Genomic DNA, 23,133 nt, shown 5'->3' with positions numbered 1-23,133 from the left:
GGCAGAGCCCGCTCCCACAATACCCGCTTATTGTGGGAGCGGGCTCTGCCCGCGAAGAGGCCCGCATGGCTCACGCATCATTTGCGATCAGCGACGATTCCCAGCAATACCAGAACCACCAACAACACCGGCGTCAGGCTGTAGTTGTTGAACTGGCTCAACCCCTTCAGCACCCAGGGCGTGGCATAGATCAATGCCGCGCCACTGCCGATCACGCACATCAGGGCAATCAGTGGTACTCGCAGCGCGCCCGAAAGCGAGCCCAGACGGCCCTCGGCCCACGCCTTCACATCGGCGCCGAACAGCACCAGCACGCAGCCTACCAAGGCCAGGGAAATCTCCGAAAGGTTGCCTCGGCCCCAGCGTGACACGGTGGCGAGCAGATCGAGCACGAAATCCATCAGGACAATCCTTATACCAGGAAGTATTGCAGCAGGTCGTTGAGGAACAACTGCCCGCGGGCGGTGGCGACCAGACGCGTCGGTTCGACCTGTAAAAGGCCTTTTTGTTCGGCCTCGGCGCGTGCTGCGGCCAGGGTCTGCAAGGGCAGGCCGGTCCGCTGCGCGAACAGCTCGGCGTCGACGCCTGGCGTGAGGCGCAGCGCGTTCATCAGGAACTCGAACGGCAACTCGTCGGCAGTCAGGGTTTTCTCGCCCGCCTTGAACTGCTTGCCAGGGTTCAGGTAATCCTTGGGCAGACGGGTTTTCCAGGTGCGCACGATGCGGCCGTCGGGGTGGCTCAGCTTGCCGTGGGCGCCGGCGCCAATGCCGATGAAGTCGCCGAAGCTCCAATAGTTGAGGTTGTGACGCGCGGCCTTGCCCGACCGGGCATAGGCCGACACCTCGTATTGGCTGAAGCCATGCTCGGCCAGCAAGGCCTGGCCGGCTTCCTGGATGTCCCAGAGGATATCGTCCTCGGGGAGCTCGGGCGGCTGGTTCCAGAACACTGTGTTGGGCTCCAGGGTCAGCTGGTACCAGGACAGGTGCGTGGGCGCCAGAGCGATGGCCTGGCGCAGGTCGTCCAGGGCTTCTTCCAGGGACTGGTCGGGCAGGCCGTGCATCAGGTCCAGGTTGAAGTTGTCGAAACCGGCGCGACGCGCCATTTCAGCGGCGCGCAGCGCTTCGTCTCCGGTATGGATACGCCCGAGGGCTTCGAGCTTATTCGGCTGGAAACTCTGGATGCCGATGGACAGGCGGTTGATCCCCAGCTTGCGATAGGCGACGAACTTGTCCTGTTCGAACGTGCCGGGGTTGGCCTCCAGGGTGATCTCGATATCCGCCGTGAACGGGATGCGTTGTTCCACGCCCGCGAGCAGTCGGCCCAATGCCGCAGCACTGAACAGGCTGGGCGTGCCGCCGCCGAAGAAGATCGAGCTCAGTGGCCGTCCGTAGACCGCTGCCAGGTCCTGATCCAGGTCCGCCAGCAGTGCGTCGACGTATTCCTCTTCCGGCAGTACGGGACTGGCCGCGTGGGAATTGAAGTCGCAGTACGGGCATTTGCGCACGCACCAGGGGATATGGATGTACAGCGCCAGCGGCGGCAGCTGCGTCAGCACCTGGCTGGGAGGCGGCGCCGCTGGGTAGATCAGTGAATCGTTCATGCCAGGCTCAGGCGTTGACGCAGCAAGGCCATGGCGCGGGCGCGATGACTCAGTTGGTTCTTTTGCGTGGGGTCGAGCTCGGCGCTGGAGCAGTTGCGTTCGGGCACCCAGAACAGTGGGTCGTAGCCAAACCCATGGGCACCGCTGGCGGCGTGCAGGATGCGGCCGTGCCAGAGCCCTTCGCAGAGGATCGGCAACGGATCCTCGGCATGCCGGACCAGCGCCAGCACACAGACGAACTGCGCGCCGCGCTGTTCGTCCGGGACGCCCTGCAGGGCATCGAGCAGCTTGGCGTTGTTGGCGGCATCGCCCTGGCCATCGGCGTAGCGCGCCGAATAGATGCCGGGGGCACCGCCGAGAAGGTCCACGGCCAGGCCGGAATCGTCGGCCAGCGCAGGCAAACCTGAGAGACGCGCGGCGTTGCGGGCCTTGAGGATGGCGTTCTCGACGAACGACAGCCCGGTTTCCTCAGGCTCGACCTGGCTGAATTCGCCGACCGAACGCAGCTGCACCGCGCCGCCGAGCATGGCCTGGAGTTCCTTGAGCTTGCCGGCGTTGTGGCTGGCGAGGACGAGTTGAGTGAAATTGATCATGGTTGTGAATGGGTTCCGAAGAGTTCAAAGAGCCAGTTCATGCGGGCGGCCTGACGAATCGGGTCGCCTGCTTCGCGGGCAGGGCCCCGCTCCCACAAGGTGAGTTTTGCGCACGATCCTGTGGGAGCGGGGCTCTGCCCGCGAAGAAGGCGCCATGGTCGTCGAGTGTTACACCGCCACCCGATGCTCCTGCAGACCAGGGCTGCTGACCCGGTAGATGCCGATTTCACCCAGAAGGTTAGGCCATATCTTGCTCGCCCACCCGTGCCGGTGCTGTTGATCCACCGCCAGGCGATTGAGGACCTGCGCCCGGCGCTCGCTGCACAGGGCTTCGAAGTCGGCGAAGGTGCAGAAGTGGATGTTCGGCGTGTTGTACCAGGTGTACGGCAAAAACTCGGACACCGGCATGTGGCCCTTGCTGGCCAGGTACCAGCGGCAGCGCCAGTGACCGAAGTTGGGGAAGGTGATGATGCACTGCCGACCGACCCGCAGCATCTCGTCGAGAATGCGATCCGGGTATTCCACGGCCTGCAGCGCCTGGGTCATGACCACGATGTCGAAACTGTTGCTGGCGAAGTTACCCAGGCCCTTGTCCAGGTCCTGCTCGATGACGTTGATGCCCTTGCGCACGCACTCGGTGATGTTGTCGGCATCGATTTCCAGGCCGTAGCCGGTGACCTGCTTGTGGTCGCGCAGCCAGGCGAGCAATTCGCCGTTGCCGCAGCCCAGGTCGAGCACGCGGCTGCCGGCGGGGATCCAGTCCTGGATGATTTCTAGGTCAGCTCTCATGGATGCCTCACAGTGCAATGCGGTTCATGTAGCTGCTGAACGCCTGCAGATACCGTGGAATGGGGATCAGAAAGGCGTCGTGGCCCTGTGGTGCATCGATTTCCAGGTAGCAGACGTCTTTCTTGGCGGCCATCAATGCATCCACCAGTTCGCGCGAGCGGGCCGGCGAGAAGCGCCAGTCGGTGGTGAACGACATCACGCAGAACTTGGCCTTGACGTTGGCAAAGGTCGCGGCCAGGTCATCGCCATGGGCAGCGGCCGGGTCGAAGTAGTCCAGCGCCTTGGTCATCAGCAGGTAGGTGTTGGCGTCGAACCGACCGGAAAACTCCTCGCCCTGATAGCGCAGGTAGCTTTCAACCTGGAACTCGACGCTGTGGAAGTCGTAGTTGAGCTTCTCGCTCTTCAGGCCACGGCCGAATTTCTCGCCCATCGAATCGTCTGACAGGTAGGTGATGTGCCCGACCATGCGCGCGAGCATCAGGCCGCGTTTGGGAATCACGCCACGGGCCTGGAAATCGCCGCCATGGAATTCGGGGTCGGACAGGATGGCCTGGCGGGCCACTTCGTTGAAGGCGATGTTCTGCGCGCTGAGCTTGGGCGCCGAAGCGATCGCCAGGCAGTGGCGGACGCGGTCGGGGTAGGTGATGGTCCACTGCAGCGCCTGCATGCCGCCCAGACTGCCACCGACCACCGCCGCCCACTGGGCGATTCCCAGCGCGTCCGCCAGACAGGCCTGGCTGTGTACCCAGTCTTCCACGGTCAAGACCGGGAAATCGGCGCCGAACGGCTTGCCGGTCTCGGGATCGATGCTGCTGGGGCCGGTGGAACCGTTGCAGCCGCCGAGGTTGTTCAGGCTGACCACGAAGAAGCGGTTGGTGTCGATGGGCTTGCCGGGGCCGATGCAGCTGTCCCACCAGCCCGGCTTACGGTCTTCGGTGGAGTGATAACCGGCTGCATGGTGATGGCCCGACAGCGCGTGGCAGATCAGCACCGCATTGCTGGCGCTGGCATTGAGCTGGCCGTAGGTCTCGTAGATCAGGTCGTAGGCGGGCAGCGACCGGCCGCAGGCCAGGGCCAGGGGTTCGCTGAAGTGGGCAATTTGTGGAACGACCAGACCGACGCAATCATCGGGAAAGACAGTGGACATCGACCCTGCTCACGCTTGAATGAGGCGTAAGTCTAAAGAGCGCAGGGCAGAGGGGCAAGCAGCGCTTGGCGGGGGTACAGGCGAGTGTGCAGGCAGGCTTGCCAGCTGCGCCAGCGCTCGTAGGAGCGCTGGCGCAGCTGGCGTGCAGCGGTCAGATCAGCAGGCGCAGAATCTGCGGCATGCCGGTGGTCATGGCCAGGTTGTTGATGACCAGCATGTCCAGCAGTTTGAGCACCATGAAGGCCAGGATCGGCGAGATGTCGAGGCCGCCCAGGTTGGGCACGATGCGCCGGAACGGCGCCAGCGCCGGTTCGCAGATCTGGTTGACCAGCTCGGCGCCGGGGTTGTGGCTCTGCGGCGCGACCCAGGAGAGGATCACGCTGATGATCATGGCGAAGAAGAAGATCTTCAGGAACAGCGCCGTCACCCCGATGATCGCCCACACCAGCAACTGAAGGGGGTTGCCCGTGGTGCCGTAGGCCAGCAGCAGGGTCAGCGCCATGATGATCATCTGGATGACGATGGCCAGCAGCAGTGAGGACATGTCCAGCCCGAACAGGCTGGGAATGATGCGCCGCACAGGTTTGAGCAGCGGCTGCGTGGCGCGCACGATGAACTGGCTGAGCGGGTTGTAGAAGTCGGCACGCACCAGTTGCAGCACGAAGCGCAGCAGCATGATCAGCAGGTACAGACTGCCCAGGGTTTGCACGACATAGATTGCCGCGGTATTTAGACCGTACATGAAAGCTCCTTATTGACCCAGCTGTTCGGCCAGTTCGGCCGAGCGCCGGGCGGCGGCGTTCAGGGCGTTCTGCACCAGGGTTTCAAAACCCTCGGACTGGAATGACTGAATGGCCGCCTCGGTGGTGCCGGCGGGTGAAGTGACGCGACGGCGCAGCTCGGCGGCGTCGACATCGCTGGCAACCGCCATGTGTGCGGCGCCCAGCGCGGTCTGCAAGGTCAGCCGGGCTGCCGTCTCGTGGGGCAGGCCGAGTTTTTCCCCGGCGGCGGTCATGGCCTCGATCAGCAGGAAGAAGTACGCCGGGCCGCTGCCGGACACGGCGGTGACGGCATCCAACTGCTGTTCTTCGTCCAGCCACAAGGCCAGGCCGACGGCGCCCAGCAGGTCTTCGGCCTGTTGGCGTTGTTCGGCGTTGACGTCGGCGGTGGCGTACAGGCCGCTGGTGCCCTGGCGCAGCAGTGAGGGTGTATTGGGCATGCAGCGCACGATCGGCTGTTGCTCGCCGAGCCAGCGTTGCAGGCTGGCGCAGTTGATGCCAGCGGCAATCGAGACCACCAGTTGACCGGGTGCGAGGCTGGGCGCCAGTGCCTGGCAGACCTCTTTCATGCCCTGCGGCTTGACCGCCAGCACCACGACGTCGACCCCTTCGATCGCCTGGGCGTTGTCGGCGAACACGTCGATGCCGTGTTCGGCCGCGACCTTGTCACGCTGCTCGGCGCCGCGATCGCTGGCGCGGATGTGGCTGGCTTCGACACCCTGCGCACGCAGGCCGCCGATCAGGCTGGCGGCCATGTTGCCGGCGCCGATGAAGGCAATACGAGTCTTGCTCATGAAGGATCCTTGGTGAAAGGTGAAGGGGCCACGCTCGTGTCCGCTGGTGGAGTGTGCTGGCCGTAGTCGCGGGCGCCGAACAATGCCGTGCCGATGCGCACCCAGGTGGCGCCCTGGGCGACGGCAGCCTCAAGGTCGTGGCTCATGCCCATGGATAACGTATCCAGCGGCAATTGCAGGTCGTGTTGCAGCGCGCGAACGTGGGCAAAGGCAGCGTTCTGCGCCGCCGGATCATCGGTGGGTTCCGGAATCGCCATCAGACCACGCAGGTGCAGGTTCGGCAGCGCTGCAATGGCCGTGGCCAAGGCGTGCACATCGTCGGGCGCGCAACCGGACTTGCTGGCCTCGCCGCTGACGTTGACCTGAATGCAGACGTTGAGCGGCGCCAGCGTGCTCGGGCGCTGCTCGCTGAGCCGTTGGGCGATCTTGAGGCGGTCCACGGAATGTACCCAGGCGAAGTGTTCGGTGATGGCTCGCGTCTTGTTCGACTGAATGGGGCCGATGAAATGCCAGATCAAGGGCAGGTCGACAAGTTCTTCCTGCTTGCTCAGCGCTTCCTGCAGGTAGTTTTCGCCGAAATCGCGGACACCTGCAGCGAATGCCTCGCGGATGGCCGTGGCCGGTTTGGTCTTGCTGACCGCGAGCAGGCCGACTTGGCTCGGCTCCCGCTGCGCCTGCCGGGCAGCGGCTGCGATTCGGGCACTCACTTGCGAAATGTTGTCTGCTATCGTGGACATTGAATTCGTGCCGGCGGGTTTCAGGTCTGCGGCATTCTACCTGCTTGTCTGTATTTGGGGAGTCTCATGGACATTACCGAGCTGTTGGCCTTCAGTGCGAAACAAGGCGCATCCGATCTGCACCTGTCCGCAGGCCTGCCGCCGATGATTCGGGTGGATGGCGACGTGCGCCGCATCAACTTGCCGGCGCTGGACGACAAACAGGTCCAGGCGCTGATCTACGACATCATGAACGACAAGCAGCGCAAGGACTTCGAGGAGTTCCTGGAGACTGACTTCTCCTTCGAGGTGCCGGGTGTGGCGCGCTTTCGGGTCAACGCGTTCAACCAGAACCGCGGCGCCGGTGCGGTATTCCGGACCATTCCGTCCAAGGTGCTGAGCATGGACGACCTGGGCATGGGAGATGTGTTTCGCAAAATTACCGAAGTGCCGCGCGGGCTGGTGCTGGTCACCGGGCCGACCGGTTCGGGCAAGTCGACCACTCTGGCTGCCATGATTGACTACCTCAACAGCAACAAGCACCACCATATCCTGACCGTTGAGGATCCGATCGAATTCGTCCACGAGTCGAAGAAGTGCCTGGTCAACCAGCGTGAGGTGCATCGCGACACCCTGGGCTTCTCCCACGCCTTGCGCTCGGCGCTGCGCGAAGACCCGGACGTGATCCTGGTAGGCGAGATGCGTGACCTGGAAACCATACGCCTGGCCTTGACCGCGGCCGAGACCGGGCACCTGGTGTTCGGCACGCTGCACACCACGTCGGCGGCGAAGACCATCGACCGGGTGGTCGACGTGTTCCCGGCGGAAGAGAAGTCGATGGTGCGTTCGATGCTGTCCGAATCGCTGCAGGCGGTGATTTCCCAGACCTTGCTGAAGAAGATCGGCGGCGGGCGGGTGGCGGCGCATGAAATCATGATCGGTACGCCGGCGATTCGTAACCTCATCCGCGAAGACAAGGTCGCGCAGATGTACTCATCGATTCAGACGGGCGGGTCGCTGGGCATGCAGACGTTGGACATGTGCCTGAAGAACCTGCTCGCCCAAGGTGTCATCAGCCGCGACTCGGCCCGTGAAAAGGCCAAGTCGCCGGACAACTTCTGATCAGCGTTGCACGATACGCAGCGCAGGTTCCTTGGGCAGGACGCGCTTGGCGACGGCGTAGTGGGTGTTCCAGTACGGCTTCTTCAAGGTGTCGATGGTCACGGCCTTGCCGCGGCGCGGGGCGTGGATGAAGCGGTCGTTGCCCAGGTAGATGGCAACGTGGTTAACCTTGCGGCTCTTGATGTTGAAGAACACCAGGTCACCCGGCTTCAGGTCCTTGCGCTCGACCTTGATGCCGTGGCCAGCGGCCATGGCGTTGGACGTGCGTGGCAAGTCGACGGCCTTCACATCGTTGAAGGCATACTTGACCAGACCGCTGCAGTCGAAACCCTTGCTCGGGCTGCTGCCGCCCCAGCGATAGGGCGTGCCGAGCACGTTGACGGCGCGGCTGAGTACATCGCTGCTCTGCCTGGAGGCCGAGGTGCCAACCTTGACGGTGGTGACCTTGGCCAGGGCCTGGTTGTTACCGGCGGGGCGGGTCACGACGATGCGTGGCGCACGTTGCGATTGTTCGGAAGCGGGCTTGGCGGTGTAGCCATTGAAGCCAGCGGGAAGTCGTTGCTCACGATTGGTGGCGTGGGCGGCCAGGGGCAATAATAGGCAGATGGTCAGCCATGTCTTGAAAAATGGACGCATTCGGCAGGGCTCATATGGGTAGGCGCGCGACTTTATAACAGCTTTTTGTAGGGTTTTTAATCCGCTGGTCAAGGCTCGAAGGTCGCAAATGGCACCATTTCGGCGCAGAATTGTCTTTTGTGCGGCACGCAAGTCAGGTGCTGCAAGGGTTCAGCCGATGTCGGTCACAGAAATGCCATACGTCGGGACGGGACAAAAAAGTCACAAATTTGTTTAGAAAATTTTTATATCAGAGGACTTGCATCGAGAATGAACACCTATCGGATCCATGATACCCACAGCAAGATCATGGGCTATCTGCTGTGGATTTTGGGCTTCACCGGCGCTCATCGCTTCTATTACGGCAAGCCGGTCACCGGAACGATCTGGTTCTTCACCCTGGGCCTGTTCGGTATCGGCTGGATCATCGACCTGTTCCTGATCCCGGCCATGGACCGGCAGGCCGACATGCGCTTTCACAGCGGCGATACCAACTACAACGTGGCGTGGGTGTTGCTGACGTTCCTCGGTTTGTTCGGTGTGCACCGCATGTACCAAGGCAAGTGGATCACGGGTGTGATCTACCTGCTGACCGGGGGATTGTTTCTGGTGGGGGTGCTGTATGACTTCTGGACCCTGAATGATCAGGTGTCGATGAAGAACGCGCAGCGTCGGTAGCTGGTGCCAGGCCATGGGGCTTGTTTGTGATCCAGCAGATAGATTGCGGTGAGGCCTTCGCGGGCAGAGCCCGCTCCCACAGGGTACGCCGCCCTGCCCGCGAAGGGTGCGCTGTGGTATCAGTGACTGAAGCTGATATGCCCGTCCACCAGGGTGTAACGCACGGCACCCGGCAAGGTGTGACCGAGGAACGGGCAGTTGGCGCCCTTGGACAGCCAGCGCTCACCGGCCACCGTCGAGACGTTTTCATCGAACAGCACCAGATCCGCCGCCGCGCCCACTTGCAGGCGCCCTGCCGGTAGCCGCATGGCGTCGGCCGGGCCTTGACCCAGGCGCGCCAGCAGGGTCGGCAGGTCGAGCAGGCCGTCCTGTACCAGCGTCAGTGCCAAGGGCAACAACAGTTGCACGCTGCTGATGCCCGGCTCGGTCGCACCGAATGGCGCCAGCTTGGCGTCGCGATCGTGAGGCTGATGGTGGCTGGCAATCGCCTGCACCACGCCCTTCTTCACCGCCGCGCGCAGGCCTTCGCGATCCGCTACGGATCGCAGTGGCGGTTGCACGTGGTACAGGCTGGAAAATCCGGTCAGCGCTTCGTCGGTCAGAATCAACTGGTACAGCGCCACGTCAGCCGTGACCGGCAGCCCGCGTGCCTGCGCCTGTTCGATCAGCTCCACGCCGCGGGCGGTGGTCAGCTGGCTGAAGTGCGCGCGCACGCCGCTCTGCTCGACCAGCAGCAGGTCGCGCGCCAGGGCGACGGTTTCCGCGGTGGCGGGAATGCCCGCCAGGCCCAGAAAGGCAGCGGTCGGCCCGTCGTGGGCGAGCCCGCCCGCAGACAGATCACGGTCCTGAGAATGGAAGATCACCGTCAGGTCGAAGGTGGCGGCATATTCCAGCGCGCGGCACAGCGTGCGATTGTTGCCGAAGCTGTTCAGGCCGTTGCCAAAGGCGATGCAGCCGGCATCGCGCAGGGCAATCAGCTCGGCCAGTTGCTCCCCTTCCAGACCCTTGCTCAAGGCGCCGATCGGGAACACCTTGGCATGGCCGGCTTCGCGGGCGCGATCCAGGATCAGTTCGGCCACCGCCGAGGTATCCAGAATCGGTTTGGTCAGCGGCGGGCAGCATAGGCTGGTGACACCACCGGCCGCGGCGGCACGGGTTTCGCTGGCGATGGTGCCCTTGCGGCTGTAGCCGGGCTCGCGCAGCGACACGCTGAGGTCGACCAGGCCGGGGGCGGCGACCAGGCCAGTGGCGTCCACGCGCTGGCTGGCGGTGAAATCGGCGGGTGCGTCGCCGATCGCCACGATCCGGCCCTGGCTGATGTGCAGGTCGCTGATCTGGTCCAGGCCGCTGGCCGGGTCGATCACCCGGGCGCCAAGAATACTGAGGCTCACTGGGCGTTCTCCTGCTCGAATTGACGCTGGGCTGTCTGCCCGCTCATGGCCATCGACAGCACCGCCATGCGGACCGCGATGCCGTAGGTGACTTGATTGAGAATTACCGAATGGGGGCCGTCGGCGACGGCCGATTCGATCTCGACGCCGCGGTTGATCGGTCCGGGGTGCATGACGATGGCATCGGGCTTGGCGCCAGCCAGGCGTGCGGTGGTCAAGCCGTAGAGCCGATAGAACTCGCCTTCGCTGGGCAGCAGGCCGCCGCTCATGCGCTCACGCTGCAGACGCAGCATGATCACCACGTCGACGTTCTTGAGGCCCTGTTCCAGGTCGGTGAACACCTTGACGCCATATTGCTCGACGCCCACGGGCAGCAGCGTCTTCGGTCCGATCACGCGGATGTCCCGGCAGCCCAGGGTCTTGAGCGCGATCATGTTCGAGCGGGCCACGCGCGAATGCAGGATGTCACCAACGATCGCTACCGACAGGTTCTCGAAGCCGCCCTTGTGCCGACGAATCGTGAGCATGTCGAGCATGCCCTGGGTCGGGTGGGCGTGGCGGCCGTCACCACCGTTGATGATCGCCACTTCCGGGCTGACGTGCTCGGCGATGAAATGCGCGGCTCCGGAGTCGGCGTGGCGCACGACGAACATGTCGGCGGCCATCGCTTCGAGGTTGCGCAGGGTGTCGAACAGGGTTTCACCCTTGCTGGTCGAGGAGGTCGACACGTTCAGGGTGATCACGTCGGCCGACAGGCGCTGGGCGGCCAGTTCGAAGGTGGTTCGGGTGCGCGTGGAGTTCTCGAAGAACACGTTGCACACGGTCTTGCCGCGCAGCAGCGGGACTTTCTTGACCGCGCGCGCGCCGACTTCCAGAAACGAGTCGGCCGTGTCGAGCACTTCGGTCAGCAGTTCGCGGGACAAGCCGTCGAGGGAAAGAAAATGGCGTAGCTGGCCCTGGTCATTGAGCTGCAGCGGGCGCTTGGCGTCGATAGGCGTCATGGCGGGGGCTCTTAAAGGCTGGAGGCGGAAGCGAGGTCCTGGCGCTCGAGGGCGAGCGGGGACGGGCCGAGCAATTTTACCCGCTCATGGGCGGCGAGTGACAGGGTGGCGCCGACGATGTCGGGACGAATCGGTAGTTCGCCGGCGTCCAGGTCGAGCAGGCAGACCAAGGTCACGCTGGCGGGGCGCCCGTAGTCGAACAGCTCGTTGAGGGCTGCGCGGACGGTGCGGCCGCTCATCAGCACGTCATCGATCAGCACCAGATGCTGGCCCTCGATCTCGAAGGGCAGGGCCGAGGGGCGCACCTGTGGGTGCAGGCCGTTCTGGCTGAAGTCGTCGCGGTAGAACGATACGTCCAGGGTGCCCAGCGGTGCTTCGCTGTCCATGGCCTGCAGCAACGCTTGAGCGACCCACACACCGCCGCTGTGAATGCCGATGTAGCGTGGCTCGGCAATGGAGCGCCTGGCCAGATGGGCCTTGAGGTCGACTGCCATCGCGCCGATCAGCTCGGCCGGGTTGGGAAGGCTCATGTGTGCTCCTGTGGTTGAGATCGTCCGAAGAGAGGGGTGCAACGTGGCGCGGCTTGCACCGCACCTGTAGCAGCGGCGCGAGCCGCGTCGGCGGTCGTGCGGTGTATCTGGAAGAATGCGTCGAGGCCGGACGGGCGGTGTATCTGGAAAAATGCGTCGGGGCCGGACGCGGCTTGCGCCGCTGCTACAGGGGGCTGGGGTACGGCGGCTGTCATCTTCAGGCGTTGTCACCCAGCGCGTTGGCCTCCAGCCAGCCTTGCAACAGCAACTTGGCGGCGATGGCATCGACCGGGTCGTCACGGTAGCTGCCACGCTGGCCACCGCGGGCCATGCGTTCGCCCTTGGCTTCGAAGGTGGTCAGGCGTTCGTCGTGGGTGTGCACCGGGATGTTGAAGCGGCCGTTCAGGCGGCGGGCGAACTTTTCCGCGCGCTCGCTCATTTCGCTGGGGCTGCCGTCCATGTTCAACGGCAGGCCGACGACGATGGCGTCCGGCTGCCACTCCTTGATCAGCGCTTCGACACGGGTCCAGTCAGGCACCCCGTTCTGGGCTTTCAGGGTGCACAGTTCGCGCGCCTGGCCGGTGATCATCTGGCCCACCGCGAAGCCGATCTGCTTGGTGCCGTAGTCGACGCCGAGCAGCAGTCTGGGGGCGGCCATCAGGCGTGTCCCGCCTGGCTGGTGAGCAGGCTGAGATTGATGCCCAGGCGTGCCGCCGCGGCGCCAAGGCGCTGTTCGCTGTCGGTATTGAACAGGATGTCGGGGTCGAACGGACAGGTCAGCCAGGCGTTGTCGGCGAGCTCGGCCTCCAGCTGGCCGGCTTCCCAGCCCGCGTAACCCAGGGTGATCAGGCTTTGCGTGGGGCCTTCGCCGTCGGCGATGGCGAACAGGATGTCCTGGGAAGTGGACAGCGAAACTTCACCCAGGTCCACCGTGGCCTGGAACACCGGGCCGCTGGGGTGCAGGACGAAACCGCGGTCGGTCTGCACCGGTCCGCCATTGTAGATCGGTACCTGTTGGCAGGAGGCTGCGGGTTCGGTTTCCGGTCGCAGTTGCTCGAGTATGTCCGCCAGGTTCAGGTCCTGCAGGCGATTCACCACCAGGCCCATCGCGCCATTGGGCGTGTGCTCGACGATGTAGGTCAAGGTATGGGCGAAATTGGGGTCCGCCATGTGTGGCATGGCGATCAGGAACTGGTTCCTGAGGTAGCTGGTTTCGAGGTTTTTCATACTTTGTAGTGTGGCGTTGCCTCGTCGGCCTGACAAGCGTGGGGGTACAGTTTCATCCGCTTCAGTTGCTTTGCAGACGGTCGCCCTTGGCGAAGCGCCAGGTACGGATGATCTCCAGGCGATCGACGTCGGCCAGATCGCCGGTAAACGGTGCGAACGGCGCAGCCAGACGCACGATGCGCTGAGCGGCCTGGTCGAGCAGCGGCTGGCCGGACGACTCCAGCACCAGCACCTCGTAGAGCGACCCGTCGCTGTTGATCGAGACCATCAGGCGCAGACTGCCATAGATCTGCTGGCGCCGCGCTTCGTCTGGGTAATTGAGGTTGCCGATGCGTTCGACCTTCTTGCGCCAGTCGTCCTTGTACCAGGCGCCCTTGTCGCGCATGGTCGAGGCCGCACTCAAGCGGTGGATGCGCGGGCGCTTGGCGTAGGCCTGCTGTTCATGGGACAGCTCGGCTTCCAGGCTGGCGATCTCGCTGGACAGCTGCGAGCTGTCGAATTCGGGGGTGGCGGCCTTGGGCTTGGGCTCGGGCTTGACCGGCGGCGGTCGCGCCTCGGTCTTCACGGGCTTGGGCGCCGTGGTGGCGATGGCCTTCTTGACCGGCGCAGGCTCGGGCTGAGTGACCGGCTTGGGCGCGGGCGGTGGCGTCACCTTGTTGATCTTGTCGTCCTGGAAGGGCGCCACTTCGGTGGTCTTGGGCACCGCCTTCTTGTCCAGGGTGCCGCTGCCCTGTTGGTTGTCCTGGGCCAGAAAGTCCGCGTCCTTGGGCGCGGTCTGGCTCTTGAGCGGTGCCAGGGTCACTTCCAGCGTCTTGCTGATCTGGGTCGGTGGCTGGATGCCGAAGCCCACCCCGGCGATCAGGGCGACGTGCAGCAATGCCGCAAGAAACAGGGTAAAACCCAGCCGATCCGCAGGGCGAGCACCGATGCGGGTCAGTTCAGCAGGGAGGTCGGCGGGCAGCGTCATGAAGAATCCGGCAGGCATGCAACCCGGGCGACGATGCGCGCCCGGCAACTGAAAGGGCGTGCATCATAACCCGTAGCAGGGACGTAGGGTCAGCGTGCCTTGAGCTTGCGATCGATGGCTTCCATCAATTGGCCACCGATATCGGTGCCGAAAGCCGCGTCGATTTCGCGAATGCAGGTGGGGCTGGTGACGTTGATTTCGGTCAGGTGCTCACCGATCACGTCCAGGCCGACGAACAGCAGGCCCCTGGCGCGCAGCGACGGACCGACCTGTTCGGCAATCCAGCGGTCCTTGTCGCTCAGCGGGCGCGCTTCGCCGCGACCACCGGCGGCCAGGTTGCCGCGGGTTTCACCGCTGGCCGGAATGCGCGCCAGGCAGTACGGCACCGGCTCGCCGTCGATCATCAGGATGCGCTTGTCACCGTCCTTGATCGCCGGCAGGTAGCGCTGCGCCATGATCTGTTGGGTGCCCATGGCCGTCAGGGTTTCGAGGATCACCGACAGGTTCGGGTCGCCCACCCGATGGCGGAAGATCGAGGTGCCGCCCATGCCGTCCAGCGGCTTGAGAATGACGTCGCCATGCTCGGCAGCGAACTCGCGCAGGATGTCGGCGCGGCGGCTGACCAGCGTGGGCGGAGTCAGTTGCGGGAACAGCGTGGCGAACATCTTCTCATTGCAGTCGCGCAGGCTCTGCGGCTTGTTCACCACCAGCACGCCAGCGGCTTCGGCTTGTTCGAGCAGGTAGGTGCTGTAGACGAATTCGAGATCGAAGGGTGGGTCCTTGCGCATCAGGATGACGTCGAGATCGGCCAGCGGTGCGTCGAATTCCGACTCGAACTCGAACCAGTGCTGCGGATCGGCGAAGACCTTGAGCGGACGCATCCGGGCGCGGGCCTGGCCCCGGCCTTGATACAGGTCCTGGATTTCCATGTGGAACAGCGACCAGCCACGCGCCTGTGCGGCCAGCAGCATGGCCAGCGAGCTGTCCTTCTTGTAGGAGATGTTGGCGATCGGGTCCATGACAATGCCGAGGCGAACGCTCATGGGGTAGCTCCTGTACGCGGGACGTGCCGCTTGCGAATGGGTCTTGGAAAGTGGCGTCAGGGTGGCGCCGCGTGGCCCGCAGGTCAAGGGGCAGCGGCCATGGAACGCCGTGGGAGAGTGTGCTAAAAAGGCTCGGGCATCTCTATTGGCCGGATGGCCCTTTCGCGAGTCGTCTGCCCGCGAACGGGCCCATCTGAAAAATCGCACACCAGAGCCTCCATGAAAACGCCTGACGCCTTCAAGATCATGGTGATCGACGACTCCAAGACGATTCGTCGCACCGCCGAGCTGTTGCTCGAACAGGCAGGCTGCCAGGTGATCACGGCCCTCGATGGTTTCGACGCCTTGGCCAAGATCGTCGACGAGCGTCCCGATATCATCTTCATCGATGTCATGATGCCGCGCCTGGATGGCTACCAGACCTGCACACTGCTCAAGAGCAACAGTGACTTCAGTGCGATTCCGGTCGTGATGTTGTCGTCGCGTGATGGCCTGTTCGACAAGGCCTGCGGCCGCACCGCAGGCTCGGATCAATTTCTGACCAAGCCTTTCAGCAAGCAAGAACTGCTCGCCGCGATCCGTGCCCATGTGCCGGGTTTCGCCGCGTAGCGAACGATGTCCGGCCCTGGCGCGTGCCAGGGTCTTCACCGCATGGGGAACAGCATGGCTCGAATCCTGATCGTCGATGATTCGCAGACGGAAACCTACAAACTCACCGGCATGCTGGAAAAGCACGGTCATGAAGTGCTCAAGGCTCAGAACGGTGCCGATGGCGTGGCCCTGGCCCGGCAGGAAAAGCCCGACGCGGTCCTGATGGATATCGTCATGCCGGGCCTGAACGGCTTCCAGGCGACACGCCAGTTGCATAAGGATGAAGAAACCGTGGGCATTCCGGTGATCATGATCACTACCAAGGATCAGGAAACCGATAAGGTCTGGGGCACCCGCCAGGGCGCCAAGGGCTACCTGACCAAGCCGGTGGATGAGGAGACCCTGATCCAGACGTTGAACACCGTACTGGCCGGTTGACCCGCGCCGATGCTGGAGTCACGCACCGCATTCGACCTGCTGCTGGATATCGACCAGCGCTGCCGTTTGCTGGCCGCCGAATTGCCTTCTCAGGAACTGCGTCTGCAGACGTGGAGCGGCATTGGCTTTCGCCTGGCCGGGCACTGGTACGTCGCGCCGATGGGCGAGGTCGCCGAAGTGCTGCCCGAACCCCGCAGTACCCGCCTACCGGGCGTCAGGCCTTGGGTCGTGGGTGTGTCGAATCTGCGTGGGCGCCTGCTGCCGGTCATCGACCTGGGCGGCTTCTTTGGCCATGCCCTGTCGCCGCAGCGCAAGCAGCACCGGGTATTGGTGGTGGACCGCGCGGACATCTTCGTCGGCCTGCTGGTGGACGAAGTGGCCGGCCTGCAGCACTTCGGTTCGGCCAGCCACGAGCCTTCAGTGCCTGACACGGCACTCCCTGCGGCCGTGCCGTTCCTGCAAGGGCACTTCGTGCGTGAACACCGCTGGTGCGTGTTCAGCCCGGACCGCCTGGTACAAGCCCGCGTTTTTCTGGATGTAGCACTCTGACCATGCCTATGCGTATCTCCATCTTTTGCACCGAGTTCTTCATGCGCAGGCCCGCGCGATGATCAAGCGCTGGCCAGGCAATTCCCTGCTGGGCTCCCGAGCCGGTGCGCAGATCATCGGTCTGTTCGTGGCCCTGGTGATCTTCATCGTGTTGTTGTTCGCCAACTTCACCTACCTCAACACCCAGTCCACCTACGACAAGCAGTACATCGGCCATGCTGGCGAGTTGCGCGTGTTGTCTCAGCGCATCGCCAAGAACGCCACCGAGGCCGCCGCCGGCAAGACCGCAGCGTTCAAGCTGCTGGCGGATGCGCGCAACGATTTCGAGCGGCGCTGGGGCTTTCTCAAGGAAGGCGACAGCGCCACCGGGCTGCCTGCAGCCCCCGCGGCGATGCGTGAGCAGATGCGCCTGGTGCAGCGTGACTGGGACGAGTTGCGACAGAATGCCGATGCCATCCTGGCCAGCGAACAGACCGTGTTGTCGCTGCACCAGGTGGCCGCGACCCTGGCCGAAACGGTGCCGCAGCTGCAGGTCGAATACGACAAGGTCGTCGATACCCTGCTGCGCGGGGCAGCACCTGCCAGCCAGGTGGCCGTGGCGCAACGTCAGTCGCTGCTGGCCGAGCGCATTCTGGGCGCCGTCAATACGGTGCTGTCCGGCGATGAAAGCGCGGCCCAGGCAGCGGAGAGCTTTGGTCGCGACGCCAACCGCTTCGGTCAAGTGCTGGGCGGCATGCTTGACGGCAATGCTCTGATCCGGGTGACCCAGGTGCAGGACCCGGAAGCGCGTGCCCGCTTGCGGGAGATCGCCGAGCTGTTCCAGTTCGTCTCGGGCAGCGTCGACGAGATCCTGGAAACCTCGCCCGAACTGTTTCAGGTACGGGCTTCGGCCAGCAACATTTTCAACCAGTCGCAGACCCTGCTCGAAGAAGCCTCGCGCCTGGCCAGCGGCTTCGAGAACCTGGCCAACGGCCGTTCTGCCGGCACGGTCGGAGGCTATATCCTCGGCCTGTTGGCGCTGGCTTCGATCATTCTGATCGCGCTGGTGATGGTGCGTGAAACCAAGCGGCAACTGCGTCAAACGGCCGAGAAAAGCGAGCGCAACCAGGCCGCGATCATGCGTCTGCTCGACGAGATCGGCGGGTTGGCCGATGGCGACCTGACCGTGACCGCCTCGGTCACCGAAGAATTCACCGGTGCCATTGCCGACTCGATCAATCACTCCATCGACCAGCTGCGCGACTTGGTCGCCACCATCAACCTGACCGCCGAAGAAGTGGCGACTGCCGTCCAGGACACCCAGGCCACTGCCCACCAACTGGCACGTGCGTCGGGGCATCAGGCGCAGCAGATCAGCGACGCGTCGGTGGCGATCAGCGACATGGCCCAGTCGATCGACCGGGTGTCGACCAACGCCTGGGAATCGGCCAAGGTCGCCGACCGTTCGGTGACCATCGCCAACAAGGGCAGCGAGGTGGTGAACAACACCATCCAGGGCATGGACAACATTCGCGAGCAGATTCAGGACACGGCCAAGCGCATCAAACGGCTGGGTGAATCGTCCCAGGAGATCGGTCACATCGTCAGCCTGATCGACGACATTGCCGACCAGACCAGCATTCTCGCCCTGAACGCGGCGATCCAGGCTTCCATGGCGGGCGAGGCCGGTCGTGGTTTTGCTGTGGTGGCGGATGAAGTGCAGCGCCTGGCCGAGCGCTCGTCCTCCGCGACCCGGCAGATCGAGACGCTGGTGCGGGCGATCCAGGCCGACACCAATGAGGCGGTCACTTCCATGGAACAGACCACCTTCGAGGTGGTGCGCGGTGCGCGCCTGGCCCACGATGCTGGCATTGCCCTGGAAGAGATCGAAGGCGTATCCCAGGATCTGGCCGAGCTGATCCAGATCATTTCCAGCGCGGCCCAGCAGCAGACCAGTTCGGCAGGGCAGATCTCGCACACCATGTCGGTGATCCAGCAGATCACCGAGCAGACGTCCTCAGGCTCCAGTGCCACGGCTGAAAGCATTGGCAACCTGGCGCAGATGGCCAGCGAGATGCGCCGTTCGGTGTCCGGCTTCACCCTGCCTGCGCCCAGCCCCGATGCGAACCCGGAGTGATCATGGCTGAACGGCACGAATACGTACTCCCGGCCTTGTGCGAGGAGTTGCTCAAGGTCAAGTCGCAGCTGGACCTGTTCGTGCGCGGCGGGCGCGAGTACACCCAGGAACTGAACGCCCTGATGGCACCTTTGCGGCAGATTGCCGACGCCTTGGCGGTGCTGGGTTTCGGTCAGCCTCGCAAGGTGATCATCGATCAGTTGGCAGTCATTCAGGGTCTGGTGCAGGGCACGCGCGAACCCAACGATGCGGTGTTGATGGACGTCGCCGGAGCCCTGCTCTATGTCGAGTCCACACTGGCCGGAATGGCCGGCCCCAGCGATGCGCCCGGCCGCGACGAGCCGCAGGCGTCCAGCACCGACCTGACGCAGATTCGCCAGGTGGTGATGCGCGAAATTCGCTTCGGGCTGCAGGAGGCCAGGGACGTCCTGACCGACTCCACCGACGGGCAATGGGATCTGCCACGCCTGCGGACACTGGCCCCGCTGCTGACGCAGTTGCGCGGCGCCCTGGTCATGCTGGCGCTGCCCCGGGCGGCTGCCGTGCTGCAAGCCTGCAACCAGGCCGTTCAAGACAGCCTGCTGGCCGGCCCGCAGGCTTCCTGGGAACGGGTCGTGACCGGCCTAGCGGCCGTCGAGGACTATCTGCAACGCACCAGCGAGGCACCGCAACTGGCCCATGAGGCTGTGTTGGAAGTGGCTGAGACGGCGTTGGCAATGACGGCTCCGCAAGCCGAGCCACTTGCCACGCCAGCAACCAAGCGGGGCCTGGAGCCCGAGCCGCTGGATACGCAACTGCTGGAGATCTTTCACAGTGAAGCCCTGAGCCACCTGAGCGGTGTCGAGCGGTTTCTTGCGCTGGACGAGCAGGGCAACGATGTCGCGGTCACCGATGAGTTGCAGCGGGCCCTGCATACGCTCAAGGGCAGCGCGCTGGTGGCCGGGGTCACGCCGTTGGCCGAGCTGGCCACCGCGTTCGACGTCATGGCCCGCGAGCTGCGTGCCCATCGGCTGCCGTTCCAGGGCCAGGAATTGAGCCTGCTGGGCGACGCCCACTATCTGATGCGGCAGAAGCTGCTGCAGTTGCCCGCGCAGCCCTTGACACCCATCCCTGGCGCCGCCGAATTGATCCGAAGCGTGCAGGAATGCACCGCCGAGCGCCTGCAGGGCGTGCAGGCGCAAGGTGATGCCCGGCAGGTCCAGGCGCCGCAACTGATCGAGCGGCTGCTGGACGAGGGCATGGATATCCTCCTGGATGCCGAGCGTCTGCTGCAGCGCTGGCAGCAGCACCCGGACAGCCGTCAGGAGTTGCCGATTCTGCTCGACCAACTGACGCTGCTGGGCGAACAGGCGCAATTGACCGATGTGCAAGCGCTCGACGAGCTGTGCGAGGCCTTGCTCGACCTCTACGGTGCGGTCGAAGAAAGCAGCCTGAGCGTCAGTCCCGGCTTTTTCCAGGAAGCCGAGCAGGCCCAGGAAGCCATGATCGGCATGCTCGACCAATTGGCCGCAGGCCAGGAGGTCAAGGCGCAGCCCATCCACGTGCGGGCCCTGCGCACATTGCTGGAGGGGTCTCTGGACCCGCACGCCATGGGCGTGGTGCAGCGCGACGGCGGGGCGATGATCGATCTCGCCCGGCTTGGCAGCGGGGTTGCCAACGCTGGCGACGAAGAACCGATTGAACAGACTCAGCGGCGCTGGTTGAGCGAGTCGGACGCTGACAGCGAGGCCGAGGACGCCGACGACGGCGAGTTGTTGAGTATCTTCATCGAAGAAGGCCTGGACATCGTCGAAAGTGCCGGCGCTGCGCTTCTGCGCTGGCAGGCCGAGCCCGCCAACCACCTCGAAGCGGAAAACCTGCTGCGCGACCTGCACACACTCAAGGGCGGGGCGCGGATGGTGGAGATCGGTCCGCTGGGCGATCTGGCCCATGAACTGGAATCGGTCTACGAACGCATCTCTCAAGGCCAGCTGCAGGCCTCGACGCAGTTGTTCGGCTTGCTGCACAAAGGTCACGACCGTCTGGCGCAGATGCTCGATGCGGTTCGCTCCGGGCAACCCTTGCCGGCGGCCGGGAAGCTGATTGCCGCGATCGCCGAGTTCGCTACGGGCAGTGAGCCAGCGCCTGCCAACCTGCCCAAGCCTGCGGCTGCCGAACCGGTGGCGGCGGAGCGCGGTCCGGTCGATGTGATCAAGGTCGGCGCCGAGCTGCTCGACGAGTTGGGCAACCTGGCTGGCGAGACATCCATCTTTCGCGGGCGCATCGAACAGCAGGTCAATGACGCGCAGATGGCGTTGCAGGAAATGGAAACCACCATCGAACGCATGCGCGACCAGTTGCGCCGTCTGGACACCGAAACCCAAAGCCGCATCCTCAGCCGCCAGCAGGTGGAGGGCCAGGGTTACGAAGATTTCGACCCATTGGAAATGGATCGTCATTCGCAGTTGCAGCAGCTGTCACGTGCCTTGTTCGAATCCGCGTCGGACCTGCTCGACCTCAAGGAAACCCTGGCCGGTCGCAACCTGGAGGCGCAGACTTTGCTGCAGCAGCAGGCGCGGGTCGACAGCCAGTTGCAGGAAGGCCTGATGCGTACGCGCATGGTGCCGTTCGAGCGCCTGGTGCCGCGCTTGCAGCGGGTGGTGCGGCAGGTCGCCGAGGAATTGGGCAAGGAGGTCGAGTTCGAAGTCAGCGAGGCCCAGGGCGAGATGGACCGCAGTGTGCTGGAACGCATGATCGCGCCGCTCGAACACATGCTGCGCAACGCCGTCGACCATGGCCTGGAGCCGGTCGAGGTGCGGGTGGCGGCCGGCAAGCCCGCCGTGGGGCACATTCGCCTAGCCTTGCTGCACCAGGGCGGCGACATCGTCATCGAAATGAGTGATGACGGTGCCGGGGTGCCCCTGGCTGCGGTTCGGGCCAAGGCGGTCAAGCGCGGCTTGCTGGATCCGCACAGCGAGCTCAGCGATCACGACGTGCTGCAGTTCATCCTGCAACCCGGTTTCTCCACGGCCACCAAGGTCACACAGATTTCCGGCCGGGGCCTGGGCATGGACGTGGTCCATGAAGAGGTCAAGCAGTTGGGCGGCGCCATGAGTATCGACTCGCGGCCAGGGCAGGGCGCACGGTTCCAGATTCGCCTGCCGTTCACTGTGTCGGTCAATCGTGCCTTGATGGTGCAGTGCGGTGAGGAACAGTACGCGATCCCGCTGAACAGCATCGAGGGCATCGTGCGGGTCTTGCCCGGCGAGTTGCACGACGCCTACCAATCCGCTCCACCGCGCTACGGCTACGCCGGGCGGGTCTACGACCTGCGCTACCTGGGTACCTTGCTGCATGGGCTTGCCGTGCCCTCGCTGACCGCGCAAAGCCAGCCTTTGCCGGTACTGCTGGTGCGCGCCTTCGATCAGCAGGTGGCGGTACAGGTCGATGCCCTGGCCGGCTCCCGCGAAATCGTGGTGAAGAGCCTGGGCACTCAGTTCGCAGCGGTACCAGGCCTGGGTGGGGCGACCATTCTCGGCGATGGCAGCGTGGTTCTGATTCTCGATCTGCTGGCGCAGCTGCGGGCCCGCCAGGGGGTGCACGTGCCCCGTACCGGCTACCAGCACGGCGCGCAGGTGCGGCGCTTGCAGATACTGGTGGTGGACGACTCGGTGACCGTGCGCAAGGTCACCAGCCGCCTGCTGGAGCGCCACGGCATGCAGGTGCAGACGGCCAAGGATGGGGTCGATGCCATGGCGCTGCTGCAGGAGTACAGTCCCGACATTCTCCTGCTGGACATCGAGATGCCGCGCATGGACGGTTTCGAAGTGGCGCGCCGGGTTCGCCAGCATCCTACGCTCAAGGATCTGCCCATCATCATGATCACGTCACGCACCGGGCAGAAGCATCGTGAGCGGGCGATGGCCATTGGCGTCAACGAATACCTGGGCAAGCCCTATCAGGAGAATCAGTTGCTCGAATGCATCGAACGCTGGGGTGACTCCCATGCTTGACCGGGCGATCGGTCGCCGCGACAGCCTCACCGCGCTGATGCTGCCCCTTGCCGACCGCAATCTGCTGCTGCCCAACGTGGCGGTGGCCGAGCTGATCGACTACCTGCCCGGCGAGCCGGTGCTGGGAGCCCCGCGTTGGCACCTGGGGATGATCGAGTGGCGCAACCTGCGCCTGCCGCTGGTCAGCTTCGAGGCCGCCAGTGGCGGCGAGGCGGTGATCGGCGAGCGCGCACGCATCGTCGTGCTCAACGCCTTGGGCGAAACCTCGATGCGTTTCATCGCCGTGTTGATCCAGCACGTGCCTCGCTCGTGCCGGGTCGACAGTCAGTTGAGCTACGTGGACGTGCCGCTCAAGCCGCTGGAAATGGCCGCCGTGCAGGTCGGCGAAACCGTGGCCCGGGTGCCGGACCTGGCCGCTCTGGAAAACCTGCTGCACAGCGCGTTGTAGACACATT

The 23,133-nt window shown here is 64.3% G+C and carries 23 protein-coding genes and 1 pseudogene; 8 read left to right on the top strand and 16 right to left on the bottom strand.

The window, feature by feature from the left end:
- Positions 1 to 77: 77 nt before the first annotated feature.
- The 8 genes from QMX89_RS18145 to QMX89_RS18110 all read right to left on the bottom strand — a co-directional run bounded on the left by QMX89_RS18145 (position 78) and on the right by QMX89_RS18110 (position 6,439).
- Positions 78 to 401 (bottom strand): DUF3392 domain-containing protein, encoded by a 324-nt coding sequence (locus QMX89_RS18145; RefSeq protein ID WP_282349272.1) that lies wholly within the window; start codon positions 399 to 401, stop codon positions 78 to 80.
- Between the two features lie 11 nt (positions 402 to 412).
- On the bottom strand, positions 413 to 1,600 hold the full coding sequence (gene hemW, locus QMX89_RS18140; protein ID WP_282349271.1) for a radical SAM family heme chaperone HemW: 1,188 nt from the start codon (positions 1,598 to 1,600) through the stop codon (positions 413 to 415).
- On the bottom strand, positions 1,597 to 2,193 hold the full coding sequence (gene rdgB, locus QMX89_RS18135; protein WP_282349270.1) for an RdgB/HAM1 family non-canonical purine NTP pyrophosphatase: 597 nt from the start codon (positions 2,191 to 2,193) through the stop codon (positions 1,597 to 1,599). The genes hemW and rdgB overlap by 4 nt, the downstream gene beginning before the upstream one ends.
- Positions 2,194 to 2,361: 168 nt before the next feature.
- On the bottom strand, positions 2,362 to 2,982 hold the full coding sequence (gene metW / locus QMX89_RS18130; protein ID WP_043191520.1) for a methionine biosynthesis protein MetW: 621 nt from the start codon (positions 2,980 to 2,982) through the stop codon (positions 2,362 to 2,364).
- 7 nt (positions 2,983 to 2,989) lie between these two features.
- Positions 2,990 to 4,129, bottom strand: coding sequence for a homoserine O-acetyltransferase (locus tag QMX89_RS18125; RefSeq protein ID WP_049861692.1), 1,140 nt, complete (start codon positions 4,127 to 4,129; stop codon positions 2,990 to 2,992).
- Between the two features lie 151 nt (positions 4,130 to 4,280).
- Positions 4,281 to 4,871: a YggT family protein gene (locus QMX89_RS18120; protein ID WP_049861693.1), complete on the bottom strand. Its 591-nt coding sequence runs from the start codon at positions 4,869 to 4,871 to the stop codon at positions 4,281 to 4,283.
- Between the two features lie 9 nt (positions 4,872 to 4,880).
- Positions 4,881 to 5,702, bottom strand: coding sequence for a pyrroline-5-carboxylate reductase (gene proC / locus QMX89_RS18115; protein WP_192068224.1), 822 nt, complete (start codon positions 5,700 to 5,702; stop codon positions 4,881 to 4,883).
- Positions 5,699 to 6,439 (bottom strand): YggS family pyridoxal phosphate-dependent enzyme, encoded by a 741-nt coding sequence (locus QMX89_RS18110; protein WP_282349268.1) that lies wholly within the window; start codon positions 6,437 to 6,439, stop codon positions 5,699 to 5,701. The genes proC and QMX89_RS18110 overlap by 4 nt, the downstream gene beginning before the upstream one ends.
- Before the next feature lie 66 nt (positions 6,440 to 6,505).
- On the opposite strand from QMX89_RS18110, the gene QMX89_RS18105 reads away from it, so the two are divergent.
- Positions 6,506 to 7,540, top strand: a complete 1,035-nt coding sequence (locus QMX89_RS18105) for a type IV pilus twitching motility protein PilT (RefSeq protein ID WP_043191513.1) — start codon at positions 6,506 to 6,508, stop codon at positions 7,538 to 7,540.
- On the opposite strand, the gene QMX89_RS18100 is transcribed toward QMX89_RS18105, so the two are convergent.
- Positions 7,541 to 8,176, bottom strand: a complete 636-nt coding sequence (locus tag QMX89_RS18100) for a C40 family peptidase (protein ID WP_049861696.1) — start codon at positions 8,174 to 8,176, stop codon at positions 7,541 to 7,543. It abuts the gene before it with no gap.
- A gap of 249 nt (positions 8,177 to 8,425) precedes the next feature.
- On the opposite strand from QMX89_RS18100, the gene QMX89_RS18095 reads away from it, so the two are divergent.
- Positions 8,426 to 8,833 (top strand): TM2 domain-containing protein, encoded by a 408-nt coding sequence (locus QMX89_RS18095; RefSeq protein WP_049861697.1) that lies wholly within the window; start codon positions 8,426 to 8,428, stop codon positions 8,831 to 8,833.
- A gap of 119 nt (positions 8,834 to 8,952) precedes the next feature.
- Here QMX89_RS18095 and QMX89_RS18090 read toward each other — a convergent pair whose 3' ends face one another.
- From QMX89_RS18090 to gshB, 7 genes are all read right to left on the bottom strand, one after another.
- On the bottom strand, positions 8,953 to 10,224 hold the full coding sequence (locus QMX89_RS18090; RefSeq protein ID WP_282349267.1) for a dihydroorotase: 1,272 nt from the start codon (positions 10,222 to 10,224) through the stop codon (positions 8,953 to 8,955).
- Positions 10,221 to 11,225, bottom strand: coding sequence for an aspartate carbamoyltransferase catalytic subunit (locus QMX89_RS18085; protein ID WP_282349266.1), 1,005 nt, complete (start codon positions 11,223 to 11,225; stop codon positions 10,221 to 10,223). The genes QMX89_RS18090 and QMX89_RS18085 overlap by 4 nt, the downstream gene beginning before the upstream one ends.
- A gap of 11 nt (positions 11,226 to 11,236) precedes the next feature.
- Positions 11,237 to 11,755 (bottom strand): bifunctional pyr operon transcriptional regulator/uracil phosphoribosyltransferase PyrR, encoded by a 519-nt coding sequence (gene pyrR, locus QMX89_RS18080; RefSeq protein WP_049861700.1) that lies wholly within the window; start codon positions 11,753 to 11,755, stop codon positions 11,237 to 11,239.
- Positions 11,756 to 11,972: 217 nt separating this feature from the next.
- Positions 11,973 to 12,413: a Holliday junction resolvase RuvX gene (gene ruvX, locus QMX89_RS18075; RefSeq protein ID WP_282349264.1), complete on the bottom strand. Its 441-nt coding sequence runs from the start codon at positions 12,411 to 12,413 to the stop codon at positions 11,973 to 11,975.
- Positions 12,413 to 12,982, bottom strand: coding sequence for a YqgE/AlgH family protein (locus tag QMX89_RS18070; RefSeq protein ID WP_282349263.1), 570 nt, complete (start codon positions 12,980 to 12,982; stop codon positions 12,413 to 12,415). The genes ruvX and QMX89_RS18070 overlap by 1 nt, the downstream gene beginning before the upstream one ends.
- 61 nt (positions 12,983 to 13,043) lie before the next feature.
- A complete protein-coding gene (locus QMX89_RS18065; protein WP_049861704.1) occupies positions 13,044 to 13,949 on the bottom strand; it encodes an energy transducer TonB in 906 nt (301 codons plus the stop codon).
- 89 nt (positions 13,950 to 14,038) lie between these two features.
- On the bottom strand, positions 14,039 to 14,992 hold the full coding sequence (gene gshB / locus QMX89_RS18060) for a glutathione synthase (protein ID WP_282349261.1): 954 nt from the start codon (positions 14,990 to 14,992) through the stop codon (positions 14,039 to 14,041).
- A 219-nt stretch (positions 14,993 to 15,211) separates the two neighbouring features.
- Here gshB and QMX89_RS18055 point away from each other — a divergent pair, with 219 nt between their 5' ends.
- The 6 genes and pseudogenes from QMX89_RS18055 to QMX89_RS18030 all read left to right on the top strand — a co-directional run bounded on the left by QMX89_RS18055 (position 15,212) and on the right by QMX89_RS18030 (position 23,126).
- On the top strand, positions 15,212 to 15,601 hold the full coding sequence (locus QMX89_RS18055) for a response regulator (RefSeq protein WP_049861706.1): 390 nt from the start codon (positions 15,212 to 15,214) through the stop codon (positions 15,599 to 15,601).
- 54 nt (positions 15,602 to 15,655) lie between these two features.
- Entirely contained in the window at positions 15,656 to 16,021 is a 366-nt protein-coding gene (pilH, locus tag QMX89_RS18050; protein WP_049861745.1) for a twitching motility response regulator PilH, read from the top strand.
- A 9-nt stretch (positions 16,022 to 16,030) separates the two neighbouring features.
- On the top strand, positions 16,031 to 16,570 hold the full coding sequence (locus tag QMX89_RS18045; RefSeq protein ID WP_056844460.1) for a chemotaxis protein CheW: 540 nt from the start codon (positions 16,031 to 16,033) through the stop codon (positions 16,568 to 16,570).
- Positions 16,571 to 16,628: 58 nt separating this feature from the next.
- Positions 16,629 to 18,686: a methyl-accepting chemotaxis protein gene (locus QMX89_RS18040; RefSeq protein ID WP_049861708.1), complete on the top strand. Its 2,058-nt coding sequence runs from the start codon at positions 16,629 to 16,631 to the stop codon at positions 18,684 to 18,686.
- A gap of 23 nt (positions 18,687 to 18,709) precedes the next feature.
- Positions 18,710 to 22,678: pseudogene (locus QMX89_RS18035) on the top strand (response regulator); the annotation flags it as partial.
- A complete protein-coding gene (locus QMX89_RS18030) occupies positions 22,671 to 23,126 on the top strand; it encodes a chemotaxis protein CheW (RefSeq protein WP_056844458.1) in 456 nt (151 codons plus the stop codon). The pseudogene QMX89_RS18035 and the gene QMX89_RS18030, both read left to right, overlap by 8 nt.
- The last annotated feature ends 7 nt before the right edge of the window (positions 23,127 to 23,133 follow it).

It is taken from the genome of Pseudomonas sp. PS01301 (genome assembly GCF_029960215.1).
GTDB classification, from domain to species: Bacteria; Pseudomonadota; Gammaproteobacteria; order Pseudomonadales; family Pseudomonadaceae; genus Aquipseudomonas; species Aquipseudomonas coleopterorum.
This window is presented reverse-complemented; position numbering and strand designations above follow the sequence as displayed.